Source organism: Microbacterium sp. (assembly GCF_049650565.1).
Classification (GTDB): Bacteria; Actinomycetota; Actinomycetes; order Actinomycetales; family Microbacteriaceae; genus Microbacterium.
Window position 1 is genome coordinate 1 of sequence record NZ_JBASAK010000090.1, and the last position, 15,645, is coordinate 15,645.

Annotated in this window: 14 protein-coding genes; 6 read left to right on the forward strand and 8 right to left on the reverse strand. The window is 67.6% G+C overall.

Features of this window, described 5'->3' with window-relative positions; all coding sequences use genetic code 11:
• Positions 1–478: phenylacetate--CoA ligase family protein (locus tag WA967_RS14430; protein ID WP_424423989.1), on the forward strand; the 478-nt coding region annotated here is incomplete at its 5' end.
• Between the two features lie 108 nt (positions 479–586).
• Here the strand turns inward: WA967_RS14430 and WA967_RS14435 are convergent.
• From WA967_RS14435 to WA967_RS14450, 4 genes are read right to left on the reverse strand one after another with little or no spacing between them, the layout of a single operon-like run.
• Positions 587–1,441, reverse strand: coding sequence for a fumarylacetoacetate hydrolase family protein (locus WA967_RS14435; RefSeq protein ID WP_424423992.1), 855 nt, complete (start codon positions 1,439–1,441; stop codon positions 587–589).
• A gap of 2 nt (positions 1,442–1,443) precedes the next feature.
• Entirely contained in the window at positions 1,444–2,070 is a 627-nt protein-coding gene (locus WA967_RS14440; RefSeq protein ID WP_424423994.1) for an RraA family protein, read from the reverse strand.
• A 37-nt stretch (positions 2,071–2,107) separates the two neighbouring features.
• Positions 2,108–4,309: a hydantoinase B/oxoprolinase family protein gene (locus tag WA967_RS14445; protein WP_424423997.1), complete on the reverse strand. Its 2,202-nt coding sequence runs from the start codon at positions 4,307–4,309 to the stop codon at positions 2,108–2,110.
• The gene (locus WA967_RS14450) at positions 4,306–6,405 is read right to left on the reverse strand and encodes a hydantoinase/oxoprolinase family protein (RefSeq protein WP_424423999.1); all 2,100 of its coding nucleotides are present in this window, start codon (positions 6,403–6,405) and stop codon (positions 4,306–4,308) included. Before WA967_RS14450 ends, WA967_RS14445 begins: the two co-directional genes overlap by 4 nt.
• Positions 6,406–6,498: 93 nt before the next feature.
• Here WA967_RS14450 and WA967_RS14455 point away from each other — a divergent pair, with 93 nt between their 5' ends.
• Entirely contained in the window at positions 6,499–7,542 is a 1,044-nt protein-coding gene (locus WA967_RS14455) for a LacI family DNA-binding transcriptional regulator (RefSeq protein WP_424424001.1), read from the forward strand.
• A gap of 12 nt (positions 7,543–7,554) precedes the next feature.
• On the opposite strand, the gene WA967_RS14460 is transcribed toward WA967_RS14455, so the two are convergent.
• Genes WA967_RS14460 through WA967_RS14475 form a run of 4 tightly spaced genes read right to left on the reverse strand, consistent with a single transcriptional unit; the run spans position 7,555 to position 12,137 of the window.
• The gene (locus WA967_RS14460; RefSeq protein WP_424424003.1) at positions 7,555–8,331 is read right to left on the reverse strand and encodes a hypothetical protein; all 777 of its coding nucleotides are present in this window, start codon (positions 8,329–8,331) and stop codon (positions 7,555–7,557) included.
• Position 8,332: 1 nt separating this feature from the next.
• A complete protein-coding gene (locus WA967_RS14465) occupies positions 8,333–9,505 on the reverse strand; it encodes a sugar ABC transporter permease (protein ID WP_424424005.1) in 1,173 nt (390 codons plus the stop codon).
• Positions 9,505–11,091 carry a sugar ABC transporter ATP-binding protein gene (locus tag WA967_RS14470; RefSeq protein ID WP_424424007.1) on the reverse strand — a complete coding sequence of 529 codons (1,587 nt, stop codon included), beginning with the start codon at positions 11,089–11,091 and terminating at the stop codon, positions 9,505–9,507. Before WA967_RS14470 ends, WA967_RS14465 begins: the two co-directional genes overlap by 1 nt.
• Before the next feature lie 5 nt (positions 11,092–11,096).
• Complete coding sequence (locus WA967_RS14475; RefSeq protein ID WP_424424010.1) at positions 11,097–12,137, reverse strand: substrate-binding domain-containing protein; 1,041 nt, start codon at positions 12,135–12,137, stop codon at positions 11,097–11,099.
• A gap of 304 nt (positions 12,138–12,441) precedes the next feature.
• Here WA967_RS14475 and WA967_RS14480 point away from each other — a divergent pair, with 304 nt between their 5' ends.
• The 4 genes from WA967_RS14480 (at position 12,442) to WA967_RS14495 (ending at position 15,426) form a co-directional block, all read left to right on the forward strand.
• Entirely contained in the window at positions 12,442–14,088 is a 1,647-nt protein-coding gene (locus WA967_RS14480; RefSeq protein ID WP_424424019.1) for an adenine deaminase C-terminal domain-containing protein, read from the forward strand.
• Between the two features lie 38 nt (positions 14,089–14,126).
• On the forward strand, positions 14,127–14,456 hold the full coding sequence (locus WA967_RS14485) for a hypothetical protein (protein WP_424424012.1): 330 nt from the start codon (positions 14,127–14,129) through the stop codon (positions 14,454–14,456).
• Positions 14,457–14,596: 140 nt separating this feature from the next.
• Entirely contained in the window at positions 14,597–15,091 is a 495-nt protein-coding gene (locus WA967_RS14490; RefSeq protein WP_424424014.1) for a nucleotidyltransferase domain-containing protein, read from the forward strand.
• Positions 15,088–15,426 carry a DUF86 domain-containing protein gene (locus tag WA967_RS14495; RefSeq protein WP_424424016.1) on the forward strand — a complete coding sequence of 113 codons (339 nt, stop codon included), beginning with the start codon at positions 15,088–15,090 and terminating at the stop codon, positions 15,424–15,426. Before WA967_RS14490 ends, WA967_RS14495 begins: the two co-directional genes overlap by 4 nt.
• Positions 15,427–15,645: the final 219 nt, after the last annotated feature.

The following is a 15,645-nucleotide window of genomic DNA, read 5'->3' on the forward strand; positions in this document are numbered from 1 at the left end:
CGGCGAGACCGGTCAGGTGAAGGGCGACGGAGAGCTGGGCGAACTGGTGTTCACCTCACTCACCAAGCAGGCATTCCCCGTCATCCGATACCGCACCCGCGACCTGACCAGGCTGCTGCCCGGTTCGACGTATCCCGCCGTGCGCAGGATCGAGAAGATCACCGGCCGCGACGACGACATGATCATCCTGCGCGGCGTGAACCTGTTCCCCACCCAGATCGAGGAGCTCGTGATGGGCATGGAGGCGCTCACACCGCACTTCGTCCTCGAGCTGCGCCGCGAGGGGAGGCTGGACTCGATGACCGTGCGCATCGAGCGGCATCCCGCACTGAGCGTCGAGGAGTGCCGCGCAGCGACGGTGGTACTGGCGCACCGGATCAAGCAGCACATCGGCACCACGGTCGAGGTCGTGCTGGAGGAGCCCGGCGCGCTGCCGCGCAGTGAGGGCAAGTACAAGCGGGTGTACGACCTGCGCTGAGGGTGGGACCGGGGTGACTCCCCCGCAGTGAGCACCCCGGCCCCGCTCACAGCACACCGAAGAGCGACGCGCATCGAGCGCCGCCGGCCTGCTCCCGGTGCGGAAGGCTCACCCGCTCGCATCGAGCACGACTCGATTGCGGATCGAGCCGAGGCCCTCGATCGCGCACTCGACGACGTCGCCAGCGGCCAGGAACCGGGGAGGATTGAATCCGAGGCCCACACCGGGAGGCGTGCCGGTGAGGATCACATCACCCGGCCAGAGCGTCATGGTCGACGACAGGAAGACCAGCAGGTCGACGATGCCGAACAGCATCTGGCCGGTGCTGGAGTTCTGGCGCACCTCGCCGTTCACCGACGAGCGGATGGAGAGGTCCTCCGGTGAGGGGACCCCGTCTGCGGTCGTGATCCACGGCCCGATGGGACAGAAGGTGTCGAAGCTCTTCGATCGTGAGAACTGGGCGTCTGTCACCTGCAGGTCACGTGCCGAGATGTCATTGGCGACGGCGTAGCCGAACACGGCGTCCATCGCCGTGTCGCGGGTCAGGCGTCGCGAAGGCCTGCCGATCACGACGGCGAGCTCCGCCTCGTAGTCGAGCTTCGCTGTCAGCGACGGGTCGTGCAGGGTGTCCTGCGCGGGGCCGGCGAGCGCGCTGGGGTACTTCGCGAAGACGATCGGCCGCTCGGGCCGCGTGGCACCCGTCTCCTTGATGTGGTCGAGGTAGTTGAGTCCGATCGCGAGGATCTTCCCCGGCGCCACCACCGGGCAGCCGAGTGCGATGTCGGGCGCGATCGCGGCACGCGACTGCGGCAGTGCCGAGACGAGCTCGTCCCAGTGCTCGATCACGTCGCGGGTGCTGCGAGCGTCGATTCCGAGGCCGCTGATCGGCATCCAATGGTCGGTGTCGCGCTGACGGACGGCGAACTCCTCCTGAGCGCCGTCGATGATGCGAGCCAATTGCATGATTACTCTCCTACCTGCTCAGGGCCGAGTCCGAGCACGGCCGCGCTGTCCTCTCCGGCTCGGATCCTGTCGACCCAACTCCGTTCGAGCGAATGCCTCTTCTTGGCCGCGTCCAGCGTCGCGCTGATCCTGGCCTGAGGGACGACGGTGACACCGTCGAGGTCGGCGACGATCAGGTCGCCCTGCGCGACCGCTACACCGCCACAGCTGATGATCCCGCGCGCCGTCCCGCCCCCGCTCTTGTGCGGGCCCGCAGGGGACGTGCCGCGAGCGAAGACCGGAAAGCCCCGCTCCCGGATCTCCGCGAGGTCGCGGATGGCGCCGTCGAGGACGAGCCCCGCGATCCCGCGAAGCATCGCCGCTTCCGTGAGCACCCCGCCCCACACGGCCCGATCGGCGTAGCCGCCTGCGTCGACGACGAGGACGGAACCAGGCTCCGTCGTGGCGAGCGCGAAGTGGATGCTGCGGTTGTCACCGGCCACGACGCGCAGGGTATGCGCCCTGCCGACCAGACGATCACCGCTCAAAGCCCGGATCGCGCCGGCCATCGCGCCTGAGCGCCCCGATACGTCGGAGGCGAGCGCCGCGGGTATGCGCGACCAGTCCGAGGTCTCAGAACCGCTGCTCATCATCTCACCTGCCCCTGATCGTGTCGTTGGAGAGCGCTCAGGCGCCTGAGGGTGCGAGCACACGGAAGCTGGAATGCGGGCCGGTCGGCGCAGCGACCTCCACATCGAGCTGTCGGGCGCATCCGGGGCAGTAGAACCGGCGCAGCTGCACCGCATTGCGTCCGTAGTCCTGACCGCGTCCCGGGCCCGCCTGCTCGACGCCCGAGATCTCCAGCAGGCAGCCGCGGCGGAAGTCCGCCCCCGCAGTGCCCAGCCGGTGACCGCACGCCAGGCAGCGGCACTCATTCGCCGTGAAATCGAAGTGCACGAGGTCGCCGTACGTGGTGGTTCCGTCCGTCGCGAGCGGGGCCTCAGCGCTGTCATCCTCCACCGCCTCGGTCAGCTGCTCCCCCGCGGGGCGTGCGCTGCGGCGCGCGGCGCGGATCGCCTCACGGCGCGCCTCGGTGGCGTTCGCGTCCACGACGCCGTCGCGGACCGCCACGCCGTAGACATCCAGCGCCACCTCCGGTGAGACGGCGAGCGCGACGACGTCAGCGCGCACAGCCTGGGGATCCCGTTCGATGGGGTCGCCGTAGCCGCCGCCGCCCTGCCAGTTGTGGTACTCGACCGTGCTCTCCTCGAACGGGGCGAGCGAGCGGTTGATCTCGGTGACCGCTGCGATTCCGGGGATGTCTCCCTCCCCGCCCGCGAGCCCCGCGCCGGCACCGAGCATCGCAGGCAGACCCGCATCCGTGTACCGGATGAACCGCACGGCAGCACCGGGCAGCCCGCCTCCCAGTCCGAACGCGTTGGGGGTGTCGACGCCCACGCCGGCAAAGGTCGTCTTCACCTCTCCGGGGGATCCATACGGTGCGATCGCCACTCCCGCCGACATGCCGCCGCGGAATCGGCCGGGCCCGCCGGAGTCGGTGAGCTGGCGCCGGAACAGATAAAGCAGCGGGTACTCCCCCTCGGTCTGCTCGACCGAAGGGATGTTCGCGGTCGTGTTGATGATGATTCCGCCGGTGTCGACACCATCCGCGTAGGTGCGCGCGCCAGTGCCGGCCGCGAAGTGGCTGGACTCGGGTGCCACGGTCATGACGCCACGGTCGTTGGGACCGATCATCGACAGCCCGAGCGAGGTGCCGCACCAGTTGGCCATGGCCTCCTCGTGGTGCGCCGGGCTCGTCAGCAACATCTTGGAGAGCGCGCCGAAGACGAGGTTCAGGTTCACGATGATCGCCGAGATGGTCGACATCGACACCGGAGTCGGATATTCAGCAGTGATCGCCGTGCGCGGCGGCGCGACCACATCGACACAGCGTGAGACGCCGTCGTTCCATGTCAGGTCGTAGCCGAGCATGATGCAGACGCCGCTGAGCGTGGCTGCACGCAGACCGCCGAACGATGAGTTCGCAAAGCCTGCGACCTGTGGATCCGTGCCCGTGTAATCGATCTTGAGCCGGTCGCCGCGCTTGGTGATCGTGCAGACCAGCTTGCGCAGGTTCGGCCGGTGACCGTCGTGGTCCAGGAACTGCACCTCGCGCCACACCCCGTCCGGGAGCGAGAGCAGGCGTGCGCGCAGGCGACGCTCGACGTGGTCTATCCCCTCACGCATGACCGCGTCGACGATCGAGGGGCCGTACGCGTCGTAGACCTCTGCAAGGCGCTCGGTGCCGGTCTGGTTGGAGACGACCTGACCGCGCAGGTCGAGTTCGACGAGTGGCTCGCGGATCTGGTTCATGATCAGCTCGACCATGTCCTCGCGGATCTCACCGTCCTGCATGAGGAGGGTCGGGGGAAGGCGCAGGCCCTCGTCGAACACGCTCGTGGCGTTCATGTTGAACCCACCGGGCTCCGCACCGCCGATATCGAGCCAGTGGCCGGATGATCCGACCCAGGCGTGCAGCTCCCCACCGGAGAAGAAGGGGGCGATCGTCGCGACGTCCGGCTGATGGGTCGCGCCGAGGTACGGGTCGTTGCAGATGAACATGTCGCCCGGATTGATCCCCGGGCTCTTTCGCCGCTTCGCGATGGTCGCCTCGACGATGAGGCGTATCACGTGAGCCTGGGTGGAGATGTAGGGCCCCATGGCGACGAGCTGCCCATCGGGAAGGCAGATGCCGGTGCTCGCATCGTAGGCGCCGACCAGGATCGGCGATCCCGATGTGCGCATGTACTTGATGCCCATCTCCTCCGTGATGTCCAGGAGGCGATGCCAGACCACCTCGAATGTCACCGGATCCAGCTGATCGTTCATTTGCTCTCTCCCAGGCCCAGGTTGATGACGTTGTTGCCGAATCGGTCCACGACGGAGTCAGCGCCCGCGGGCACGACGATCGTGGTGCCAGGCTGCTCGATGATCGCCGGCCCCTGCAGCCTGTTGCCAGGACGCAGTTTCGAGCCGTCGTAGATGCGCGTGGTGACCCATTCCATCTGCTCGGGCCAGAACACCTCGCGCGTTCCGGATGCCGCCGCCGACGCATCCTCGTCGGCCGGTTCATACGCGTCGATCGAGGGGCGGGCGATCCGGCCGGTGACGTCGACGCCGATGCGCAGCAGCTGCGGCTGCGCGTTCGGAAGCGTCGCATTCGCGCCGTACAGCGCGGCATATCGTTCGATGAACGCGCTCCGCAGTTCGTCGGCGACCCGCTCGGCGGGCACGTCGGGGCAGGTGACTCGCACGTCGTGGAGCTGACGCTGGTAGCGCATCTCCGCCCAGCGGGATGCGACGATGCGGGACGGCTCGACGCTCTGTGCGGCGACCAGGTCGCGGGCTTCGGACTCCAACTCCAGGTACGCGGCGTCCAGCGCGGCGCCGTCTGCGAGCAGCTCGGGTCGCACCGAGCGGTTGAGCGAGTGCTGGATGTCACTGGCCGCGGCACCGTACGCGGAATAGCCGGTGGCCGCCTCAGGCACGAGAATCGTGCCCACGCCGATGCCGCGCGAGTATCCCGTGGCGTGCAGAGGGCCAGCGCCGCCGTAGGCGATGAGCACGAAATCGCGTGGGTCGTGGCCTCGCTCGACGCTCGCCTTGCGCACCAGGTCGCCCATCTGCGCATCCACGATCTGCCTGATTCCGGCCGCGGCGCGCACGACATCGCCGTCGAAGAGCTTGTCAGCGACGTGCTCCTTGATCGCCTTCTCGGCAAGGTCCTTGCGCAGGCTGAGCCGTCCGCCGAGGAAGCGCTCCGGATTGAGGAAGCCGAGCACGACATCGGCGTCCGTGACCGTCGGCTCGGTGCCTCCCCAGCCGTAGCAGGCGGCACCCGGGTCACCGCCGGCGCTCTGCGGGCCGATCCGCAGCCGGGTGTCGTCCACCCAGGCGATGCTGCCGCCGCCGGCCCCGATCGAGACGAGGTCGATCATGGGGATCAGCAGGCTGTACTGGTTGATGATCGTCTCCTGCGTCACCGACCATTCGCCGTTGACCAGCAGACCCACCTTGAACGTGGTGCCCCCGACATCCGTCGCGATCACGTTGCGGTGGCCGACGGTTTCCATCAGCGCCTTCACGGCGACCATTCCCGCGGCCGGGCCGCTCTCGATCGTCTTGACCGGCACCGACTGCTCGGCGCTCGTGACGCCACCACTGGCCTGCAGCACCAGGAGAGGTGCGCTCAGCTGAAGGCCGTCGAGCGTCGAGACGAGGCGCTCCATGTAGCGCTCGACCGTGGGGGCGACGAATGCGTTGACGACCGCGGTCGACGCACGCTCGTACTCGCCGGTGACTCGCGCGAGCTGATGGCCCAGACTCACGTGCATGCCGGGGGCCAGCTCCTCGATGACGGACCGGAGGAGCAGTTCGTGATCGGGGTTCTCGTGCGACCACAGGAGCGAGACCGCGATCGATTCCACTCCCTGATCCAGGAGCGAGCGCACCGCGCGTTCCGCCTCGTCCCGGGTCAGCTCGACGACGGCGCGACCACGGAAGTCGACCCGCTCGGAGACTTCGACGATGAGCTCGCGCGGCACGATCTGCGGCGGCTTCTGCGTCGCCCGCAGGTGCCGCCGGTCGGCCAGGCCGAGGCCGGCGACGCGTCCCCGAGCGCGCATGATCAGGACCTCGTCGGCGAAGCCCCGGGTGGTGATCAGGCCGGTCTTCGCGCCGACCCACGTGAAGATCACGTTCGAGGTCTGGGTTGTGCCGTGGGCGAACTTCTCCGTGTCGGCCAGCAGCTCCTCAACGGTGAGGCCGGCCTGCTCGGACACGAGACGGAGGCCCTCGATGAGTCCCTCGATGAGGTCCCATGGCGTCGTGCGGGCTTTGGTCGTAAAGGTCTCGCCCGTCTCGATCGAGATCGCTGCGACGTCTGTGAAGGTCCCGCCGATGTCCACCCCGACGATGTATCCCACGATATTCCTCCTACGCCAAACGTTTGCACACGACTCTAACGGGGATCGCGAACCAGTGTCAACCTCCCTGAGCAAAGCTCCTAGAATCAATGCATGAGCGAGCGGAGGACTGGGCACGTCACGCTGCAAAGCATTGCCGAGCGGGCCAACGTACACGTGTCGACGGTGTCGCGCGCCCTCGACTCGAACCCCGCCAGGCCTGTGAGCGTCGAGACCGTCGCGCGCATCCGCGCGATCGCCGACGAGCTCGGATTCGAGCCGAACCCATGGGCGCGCAGCCTGCGCACGCACCGGACGCGCACCATCGGACTGGTGATCCCGAGACTCGTCGACAACGTGATCGCGACGGTGTTCGAATCAGCCGAGTCCGCAGCAGAAGCCCGGGGCTATCAGGCGATCACCGTCAGCAGCGGCGATGATCCCGAACGGTTCGACAACGCGACCCAACGGCTGCTCGATCGCAGGGTCGATGGCTTTCTGATCGCCGCAGCCCGGCTGGATGACCCGACGATCGACCGACTCGCCGACCGCGGCGTGCCGTTCGTGCTGCTCAACCGTGGCAGCAGCGACCACGTATGGTTCCATGCCGACGACGAGCTCGGCGCGTATCTCGCGACCCGCCACCTGCTCGACCGCGGGCACCGGCGGATCGCGCACGTCGGTGGTGTCATGAACACCTCGACGGGCGTGGACCGACAACGCGGGTACGTCCGCGCCATGAAGAGCGCAGGGCTCCCTGCCGACGACGCACTCATCCTCGCATCCGACTTGAGCATCGACAGTGGTGTCGAAGCAGGCAATCGGCTGCTCGCGGGCGATGATCGGCCGACAGCGATCTTCGCAGCGAATGACTATGTTGCAATCGGCATCATGGCCGCGGCACGCGATCTGGCGATCCGGATCCCCGAGGATCTCGCGATCGTCGGATTCAACGACACCCGGCTGTCCGAGGCCATGTCCGTGCCCCTCTCGAGCGTGGCCATCCCGTTGCCGACGATGGGCCGCGAGGCGATGAACGGCCTCGCCGACCTCATCGAGGACATCCCGGTGCAGTCGAAGACGTATCCCGCGCAGCTGAGGATCCGCGCCTCGAGCGCTGCTCGAGTGGGTCCTTCGCTGGTCGACGGCCGGCCGTGACAGCAGACCGGCTCAGACGATCCACTCGGCCGAATGCACCGGCCGGCCCGACAGTTCGACGGCGCTGCAGCCGGAGACTCCCACGCTGCCATCGCCGAGCGTGACGAGCAGACCCCCGTCCGGCATCCAGCGCGGATACCGGCCGGCGAACTGCCGAGCCAGCTCGCCGTCGCGCACTCTGATGACGTGCTCGGCAGGTGAGAGCCCCTGACGGTACCAGCGCTCGACCCCGGCCACCGAGCCGTCCGGGGAGATCGCCAGTTGGTCGACGGTGGCGTAGAGATCATCGCTACCGAACTCGGAGAGCCCGGCAGCCGCCGCAACCTCGCTGATCGGCTCCGCCCTGCCCTCGGCGCGGATCTCTCCACCCGCCGACCAGATCAGCCGACCCTCGGCATCCCATGCGGCACTCCGCAGCGTCTCACCCGCCTTGAGCACCGTGCAGGTGCCATCAGCGGCCGCCCACTCGACGATCTCCGCGGCGCCGCTGTCACCACGCAGGAACAGGAGCCGCTGGCCGTCCGCCGACCACACGGGGGCGGCGAACACCGCAGCACCCGGAATCACATCGATCGGCGTGCCTGCGGCATCCACCACCACCACGACCACCTGCCACGGCTCAGACGCCGAGGTGATGGCGACATACGCCAGACCACCCCCGGGGCGGGCGGCCGGGAACCGGGGGAATCCGCTCGCGGCGATCCGGCCCAGCTCCCGTCCTCGGACGTCTGCGAAGAGCAGCTCCTGAGTGTCCTCCAGGGCGAGCACGAGGCAGTCGGACGGCAGCATGTCAGCTGAGCCGGCGATTGCGCTTGCCCCGGATGTCGATCGCGACGGCCGCCACCAGGATGAGCCCGCTGGCGATCATCTGGAAGAAGCTGTTGACGTTCATCAGACTCAGTCCGTTGCTGACGCTCGCCGTGAGGATGGCACCCAGCATCGCACCGCCGACCCGGCCGACGCCCCCCATCAGGCTCGTGCCGCCGATGACCGCCGCCGCGATCGCGTCGAGCTCCAGGAAGGGTGCGCCGTCCGGCGGGGCTCCGTTGAGGCGTCCGACGAGCACGAGGCCGGCGATCGCATACAGCACGCCCATGATGCAGAAGATCAGGAAGATGTCGCGCGTGATCCGGATGCCGCCCAAGCGCGCGGCCTCCCGGTTCCCGCCGATCGCATACAGGTGTCGGCCGAATGTCGTCCGAGATGCGACGAGCGCGAGCCCGACTCCGACGACCGCGAGAATCGCGACCGGAACCGGCAGGCCAGGGCCCGTCGCGACATAGAACAGACCGGTGCCGACCAAGACGGCCGCGAGGGCGATTCGCAGCCAGTTGCGGCGCAGTGCCTGCGGGTTGAGGCGGCCCGCCAGAGCCTGCACGCCGAGGAACACCACCAGCAGGCTCGCCGCGAAGATCGCGGTCGCCGGCAGATCGAGCAGCCCGGAGCCGACCCATACCACCTCCGGAGGCAGACCCGAGATCGTGTTTCCGTTGGTCACGATCAGGCCGATGCCCTTGAAGATCAGCAATCCCGCCAGCGTCACGACGAACGCCGGCACGCCGACCACCGCCACCAGGAATCCCTGCCAGGCCCCGAGCACGACGCCGAGCACTGCCGTCGCGGCGAGCGCCTGCAGCGGCGGCCACCCGGCGATCGAGACGAGGTACGCGAACCCGATCGCGGCGAGCCCCACGGCGGATCCGATCGAGAGGTCGATCTCGCCGCTCACGATCACGAGGCAGACGCCGCACGCGACGATGCCCGTGATCGACGCCTGCCGCAGCAGGACGGCGACGTTGCGGGAGGAGAGGAAGAGGTCGTCCGTGAGCACCTGGAACACGATCGCCAGGATGATCAGCACGATGATGAGGCCATACCGGCGCAGGATCGTTCCCACGAGCGACTGCACGTCGAACGGCGGTGCGACCGCCGGTGGCGTGGGTTTCAGTTCAGAGACGTTCATCACTTCCTACTCTTCTCGGGATGCTCTTCGACGGAGCTCTCGGTCGAAGACGCGGTGGCGACGAGGGTCGGCACGGTGGCCTCGTCCGATCGGAACGTCGCGACGAGCTGCCCATCGCGCATCACGTGCACGTTGTGCGCGACCTCGAGCACTTCTTCGGCTTCGGAGCTCACCCACACGACGGCGATGCCCTCGTCGGCCAATCCGCGGAGAGTCGCATGCAGGTCGGCCTTGGCGCCGACGTCCACTCCGCGCGTCGGTTCGTCGAGCAGCAGCAGCCGCGGGGTTGAGGCGAGCGCCCTGGCCAGCATCGCCTTCTGCTGGTTGCCGCCGCTGAGGCCTGTGATGCGCAACGGCACCATGCGGTCGGGGAGGCCGACCGACCGGGCGCGCCGGAGCGCGAAGTCGGATTCGCTGCGCTCGCGCGGAAAGCCCGCAGCGCCGACGCGCTCGAGCACCGAAAGCGTGATGTTCTCGGCGGTGGACATCCACGGCTGCAGCCCGAGCGCCTTGCGGTCCTCACTGACCAGCGCTATACCCGCGCGCACAGCGCGCCGTGGAGAGCTCACCGCATGCGGGCGTCCCTCGAGCAGCACCGTGCCGCGCCCGGCACGCGCACCGTAGAGGCTCATGAGGAGTTCGGTTCGGCCGGACCCGACGGCGCCGTAGATGGCGGCGATCTCGCCGGCTCGCACCGTGAGATCGATGTTCTGCACCGCCGGCTCGCTGGGTTCCCGCCTCGGGACGGACCACCCGCGCACCTCCAGCACCGGCGAGCGTCCGCTCACGTCGTCGCTGGACATGTGGTGCGTCACGGCCTCATACTGCTCGCCGAGCATCTCGTGCACGATCACGTCCCGGGGCGCTGCTTCGATGCGATCGTCGAACACGATCCGACCATCGCGGATCACGACGACGCGGTCGGCGACACGCTTGAGCTCGTCGAGGCGATGCGAGATGTACAGGACGGCCACGCCCTGTGCGCTCAGCCGGTCGATCTGGGTGAAGAGCGCCTCGCTCTCCCCCTTGCTCAGTGACGAGGTGGGCTCGTCCAGGACGAGGATGCGCGCGCGACGGCTGACCGCGCGCGCGATCTCGATCATCTGCTGCTGGCCGACGCTGAGCGTTCCGGCGAGCGCGTCCAGCGGGAGCGACAAGCCGACCTCGTCGAGGATGCGGCTCGCCTCCCGCTCGAGCTCGTTCTGCCGGATCACACCGCCGCGCGACGGCTCCCGCCCGATGAGGAGATTCTCCGCCACGGTGAGGGTCGGCGAGATCGTGAGCTCCTGCTGAACGACCGCGACGCCGAGCGCCTCGGCATCCGCGGGACCGCGCAGGCGAACGATCTCACCGGCGATCTCGATGGTGCCCTCGTAGTCGCCGTGGGGGTACACGCCCGTGATGATCTTGACGATCGTCGACTTGCCTGCGCCGTTCTGCCCGGCGAGCGCGATGCGCTCACCCGCAGCGATGCTGAGCGAGACCTGCTGAAGGGCGTGCGTGGCTCCGAATCGCACATCGACATCGCAGATGCGCAATACGGGTTCCCGGTGCATCGAGTCGGTCGGGGCCGCGAACGTTGCCAAGGGACTCAGCCGTACACTTCAGCCTTGGTCAGCCATCCGGTGTCGGCGATGAACTGCTCCATGCTCTCGGCGGTGACGGCGATGGCGACGATCTGCCGCCCCGGCACCTTCTTCGTCCCGTTGTCCATCGTCGCGTCGCTGGTGGGCGTCTTCCCCGCGCCGAGTGCGGCAGCAGCCTCGATAGCGGCTTCGGCCATGTCCTTCAGCGGGGTGAAGGCGCTCATCGTGGCGTTGCCCTTCACGATCGCCTGCGCGACCTCCTGGAAGACGTCCTCGCCGCCGAGGAAGGTCTGGCCGAGCAGGCCTGCGCTCTCCAGCGCCGGGAGGGCGGAGACGATGAACCCGTCGTAGTTGCACAGCACGGCATCGATCTTGTTGGAGGTGACGGAGAGCGCGTCCTCGAGCTGCGCGAGGCCAGACGCCGGATCCCACGCCTGGTGGTACTGCTGCGAGACCAGGCGGATGTCGCCCTTGTCGATGAGCGGCTGCAGGATCTTCATGTTGCCTTCGGTCTTCTGCTGGGCGATGTCCACGCCGCCCTCACCGCTGATGATCACGTAGTTGCCCTGGGGCTTGGCCGCGACGGCGAGCTCCGCCTGCAGGGTTCCGACCGCGACGTTGTCGCGGGCGACCCAGTAGTCGACATCGGCGTCGAGCACGAGCGAGTTGTAGGAGATCACAGGAACCCCGGCGGCCTTCGCGGCGGCCACAGACGGCGCCGACGCCTTGACATCGATCGGGGAGAGGATCAGCACGTCGATGTTCTGCGACAGCAGGTTCTCGACTTGACTGGCCTGCAGGCGGGTGTCATCGTTGGCGGCCTGGACGAGCAGCGTGATGCCGGCGCGCTCGGCCGCGGCTTTCATGTAGTCGTTGTCGAACTGCCACCGGCGCTGTGCGAGCGTGCCGAGACTCAGCCCGACGACCAGCTTGTCGCTCTTCTTCTCACCACCGGGCGCGGGTGTGCACGCTGCCAGCAGTGCGGGCAGAGCGGTCACGCCGAGCCCCGCGATCAGGCCTGCACGGATGAGACTGCGACGCGTCAAGCCAGAGTGCTGGACGGCTTCGGGAAGGGTGCCTTGGTGCATTGTTGTCACTCCGTTGTGCTCAGAACCAAACGTTTGCACTAGTGTGGGCATATCAGTGCAGATTGTCAACCTCACATCAGTGACAGGTGCAGACGCTTGAATCCGTGCATCACGATTCGGAGGACCCGTGAACCCCAAAGCATCCACACTCATGCAGGATCTCGCCAAGGCCACCCGGGGCGAGATCGAATTGGACCTGGTGATCACCGGCGCGCGCCTCCTCGACGTGTACCGGGGCGTATGGGTCGAGGGCGACCTGGGGATGTCCAACGGCCGCATCGCCGCGTTCGGGCTGAAGAATCTGCGCGGCAGGCGGACCATCGACGCCACAGGGAAGTGGGTCGTTCCCGGCATGTTCGAGGCGCACTACCACGCGGGAGGCACGCATCTCTCGCCCGCACGGCTCGCCGAGGAGCTGCTGCGCCGCGGAACCACGTCGTCGGTCTGCGACTTTCAGGAGTTCTATGTGGTCGGCGGCATCGGCGCCGCCCGCAGCGCGGTCGAGGCGAGCTGGGCAGCGGGACTCAAGCTGTACTACCTCCTGCCCACCCAGCACTTCGTGATCAACGGCCTGGCGCACGAGGCCCGTCAGATGCCGATCGGCGACATGATCGCAATGCTCGACTGGCCCGAGACCGTGGGCATCAATGAGCCTCCACCCGGTCCGGTGCTCAACAACGATTCCGACATCGCCACGGTGATCGACGCGACGCTCGAGCGCGGCAAGATCTTCACCGGCCACGCGCCCGAGATGACCGGAGCCGAGCTGCAGGCCTACGCGTCGACGCGGGCGAGCTCCGACCACGAGTCGAGGGCCGCAGCGGAGGCGTGGGAGAAGATCAGCCTCGGCATGCGGGCGATGATGCGCCACGGGTCGGCGGCTCCCGACATGATGCGCCTCATCGAACTCGCGCGTGACCACCCTCTCGCCAGTCGCTACATGATGCTCGTCAGCGACGAGATCGACCCGAACGATCTCATCGATGTCGGTCATCTCGACGCCAAGGTGCGTCTGGCGATCGAGCAAGGCGTGGATCCGGTGATCGCATTCCAGATGGTGACGATCAACCCCGCCGAGTACTACCGCATCGACCACGAGATCGGATCCCTCGCTCCGGGCCGCAACGGCGACGCAGTCATCCTCGACGACCTTGAACAGGTGACGGTCTCGATGGTGATCGCCAATGGCAGAGTGGTGCCGAGCGAGCGTCAGGAGCGCGCCGCGACGGCAGATGCGCGATTGAGTCATCCGCTCCGGCCTTCGCGTCCGCTGACCGCTGACGACTTCGCGGTGCCCGCTCCAGGTTCGGTCGCGCATGTGCGAGCGATCGAGATCGAGGAGGGCAGCCTGATCTCGCAGGAGATCGTGGCCGAGGTCCCGGTGGTCGCCGGCAACGCGAAGCCCGATCCGAATGCGGACATCCTGAAGCTTGCGGTGATCGAGCGATTCGAGATGCCGGCGCACCGTTCGATCGGGTTCACACGGGGATTCGGGATCAAGGCGGGTGCAGTCGCCACGACCTACATGCACAGCTTCTACAACCTGCTCGTGGTGGGCACGGACGAGGAGCTCATGGCCCGCGCTGCCGCAGCGGTCGTCGACATCGGCGGGGGCGTGGCCGTCGTCGGTGGCGACGGCGAGGTCCTGCACACGTGGGCCCTGCCCCTGGTCGGCATCTTTTCCGACGAGAGCGCTGAACAGGTGCGCCAGGACTTCAACCGCACGAACGAAGCGATCCGCTCGATTGGCTGTGAGCTTGCATCGCCACTGCTGGCGCTGAGCTTCGTGTCACTCGCGACCATCCCCCATCTGGGCATGACCCACGCCGGACTCTACGACGTGAACGAACAGGCATACCTCGACGTTCTGGTGGATCGGTCGGACCCAGCCGCCGACGCGCGCAGCTAGTCCTAACCCCGCAGTGCGAGAGCGAACAGGAGCACCGCTTGCGGGTATGGCCTGTTCACCGGCGGCTGGGTGCGCACGCCGGCGTGGAACGGCTGGGCGCCGTGGTCATCCCCGTCTCGGGAGGGCAGACGGCCCGGCAGGCGCAGCTGATCCACGACTTCGCGCCGGATGCCATCCTCCTGGATTCCATGACGGTGCGGATCGAACGACACCCTTCGCTGGACATCGAGGAGTGCCGCGCGGCGACCGCAGTGCTGAAGCACCGGATCAAGCAGCACATCGGCACGACCGTGGAGGTCGTGCTGGAAGAGCCCGGCGCCCTGCCGCGCAGCGAAGGAAAGTACAAGCGAGTGTACAACCTGCGGTGAGGTTCGCTGCGCTTGCTCGGGCTGGATCAGAAGTGCTTCCGCGAGTGCGATGGCGGAAGCACTTTTGATCCAGGCCACAGACTCGAAACGGTCGGGTATCGCGTCCTAGCAATATTGCGTATTCGCGATAGACTGTTCCTATGAGTCGCGCAGCAGAGCTGATTCGTCTCGCCCGCAGCGAGAGCGGGTTGACTCAGTCTGCCCTCGCGCAGTTAGCGGGCATCCCTCAGAGCGTCATCAGCGAGTACGAGAACGGCCGTCGTGAACCATCGTTCGCAGCAGTCGATCGGATCATCTCAGCGGCAGGACTTGTCGTCGAGGTCAGCCCACGTACCGGACGTGAGGAGCAGATGCTGTCGCACGTCCGTGCGCAAGCTGCGGAGCTGCAAAGGGCGCTCAAGCCGCTCGGCGCCCGGGCGATTCACGTGTTCGGCAGTGTCGCTCGAGGCGATGACACGGATGCCAGTGACGTCGATCTGCTGGTCGATCTCGCGCCGGGCGTCGGGATGTTCAACCTGCTTCGGATGCAGAGCGAAGCAGAGACCATTCTCGGTCGCCCCGTGGATCTGGTTCCTCGTACAGGCTTGAAGCCTGAGGTCGCAGAGACCGCGCTGCGAGAGGCGATCCTGTTGTGATCCGACGGGTCGACACCCGATTGGAGGACATCGCTGCGGCGTGTGATGCGATCAGCAGATACATCCGTCGCGCCGACACGGACGACGAGATCGTCTTCGACGCGATCCGCATTCGCCTGATCGAGATCGGCGAAGCGGTGAAGGGGCTCGATCCCACTGTGATCGCACTCGAGCCGGACATCCCGTGGGGCGACATCGCACGGGTGCGCGACCACCTCGCGCACCGATACTTCGACACGACCCACGCCATCGTCGACACAACCGCGAGACACGACATACCGCGCCTGACCGACGCGGTGCGGCGACTTCTCGGAGGCACTTCCCCCAAGGCCTGACGCGCGAGGCTTCCCCTCCAGCACCAGCCGTTGCGCCTCGAGGCCCGTGCCGCGCTGAAGCGGAAGTCGCGGCGGGCGGCCTACCCCCGCAGCCCCAGCGCGAACGGCAGCACCGCCGTCGCGCCGGCCTGGCGCAGCACACGCGCCGCGACGGTGAGGGTCCAGCGGCTGTCCGCCAGATCATCCACCAGCAGCACCGGCCCCTCCGGCACCTGCAGC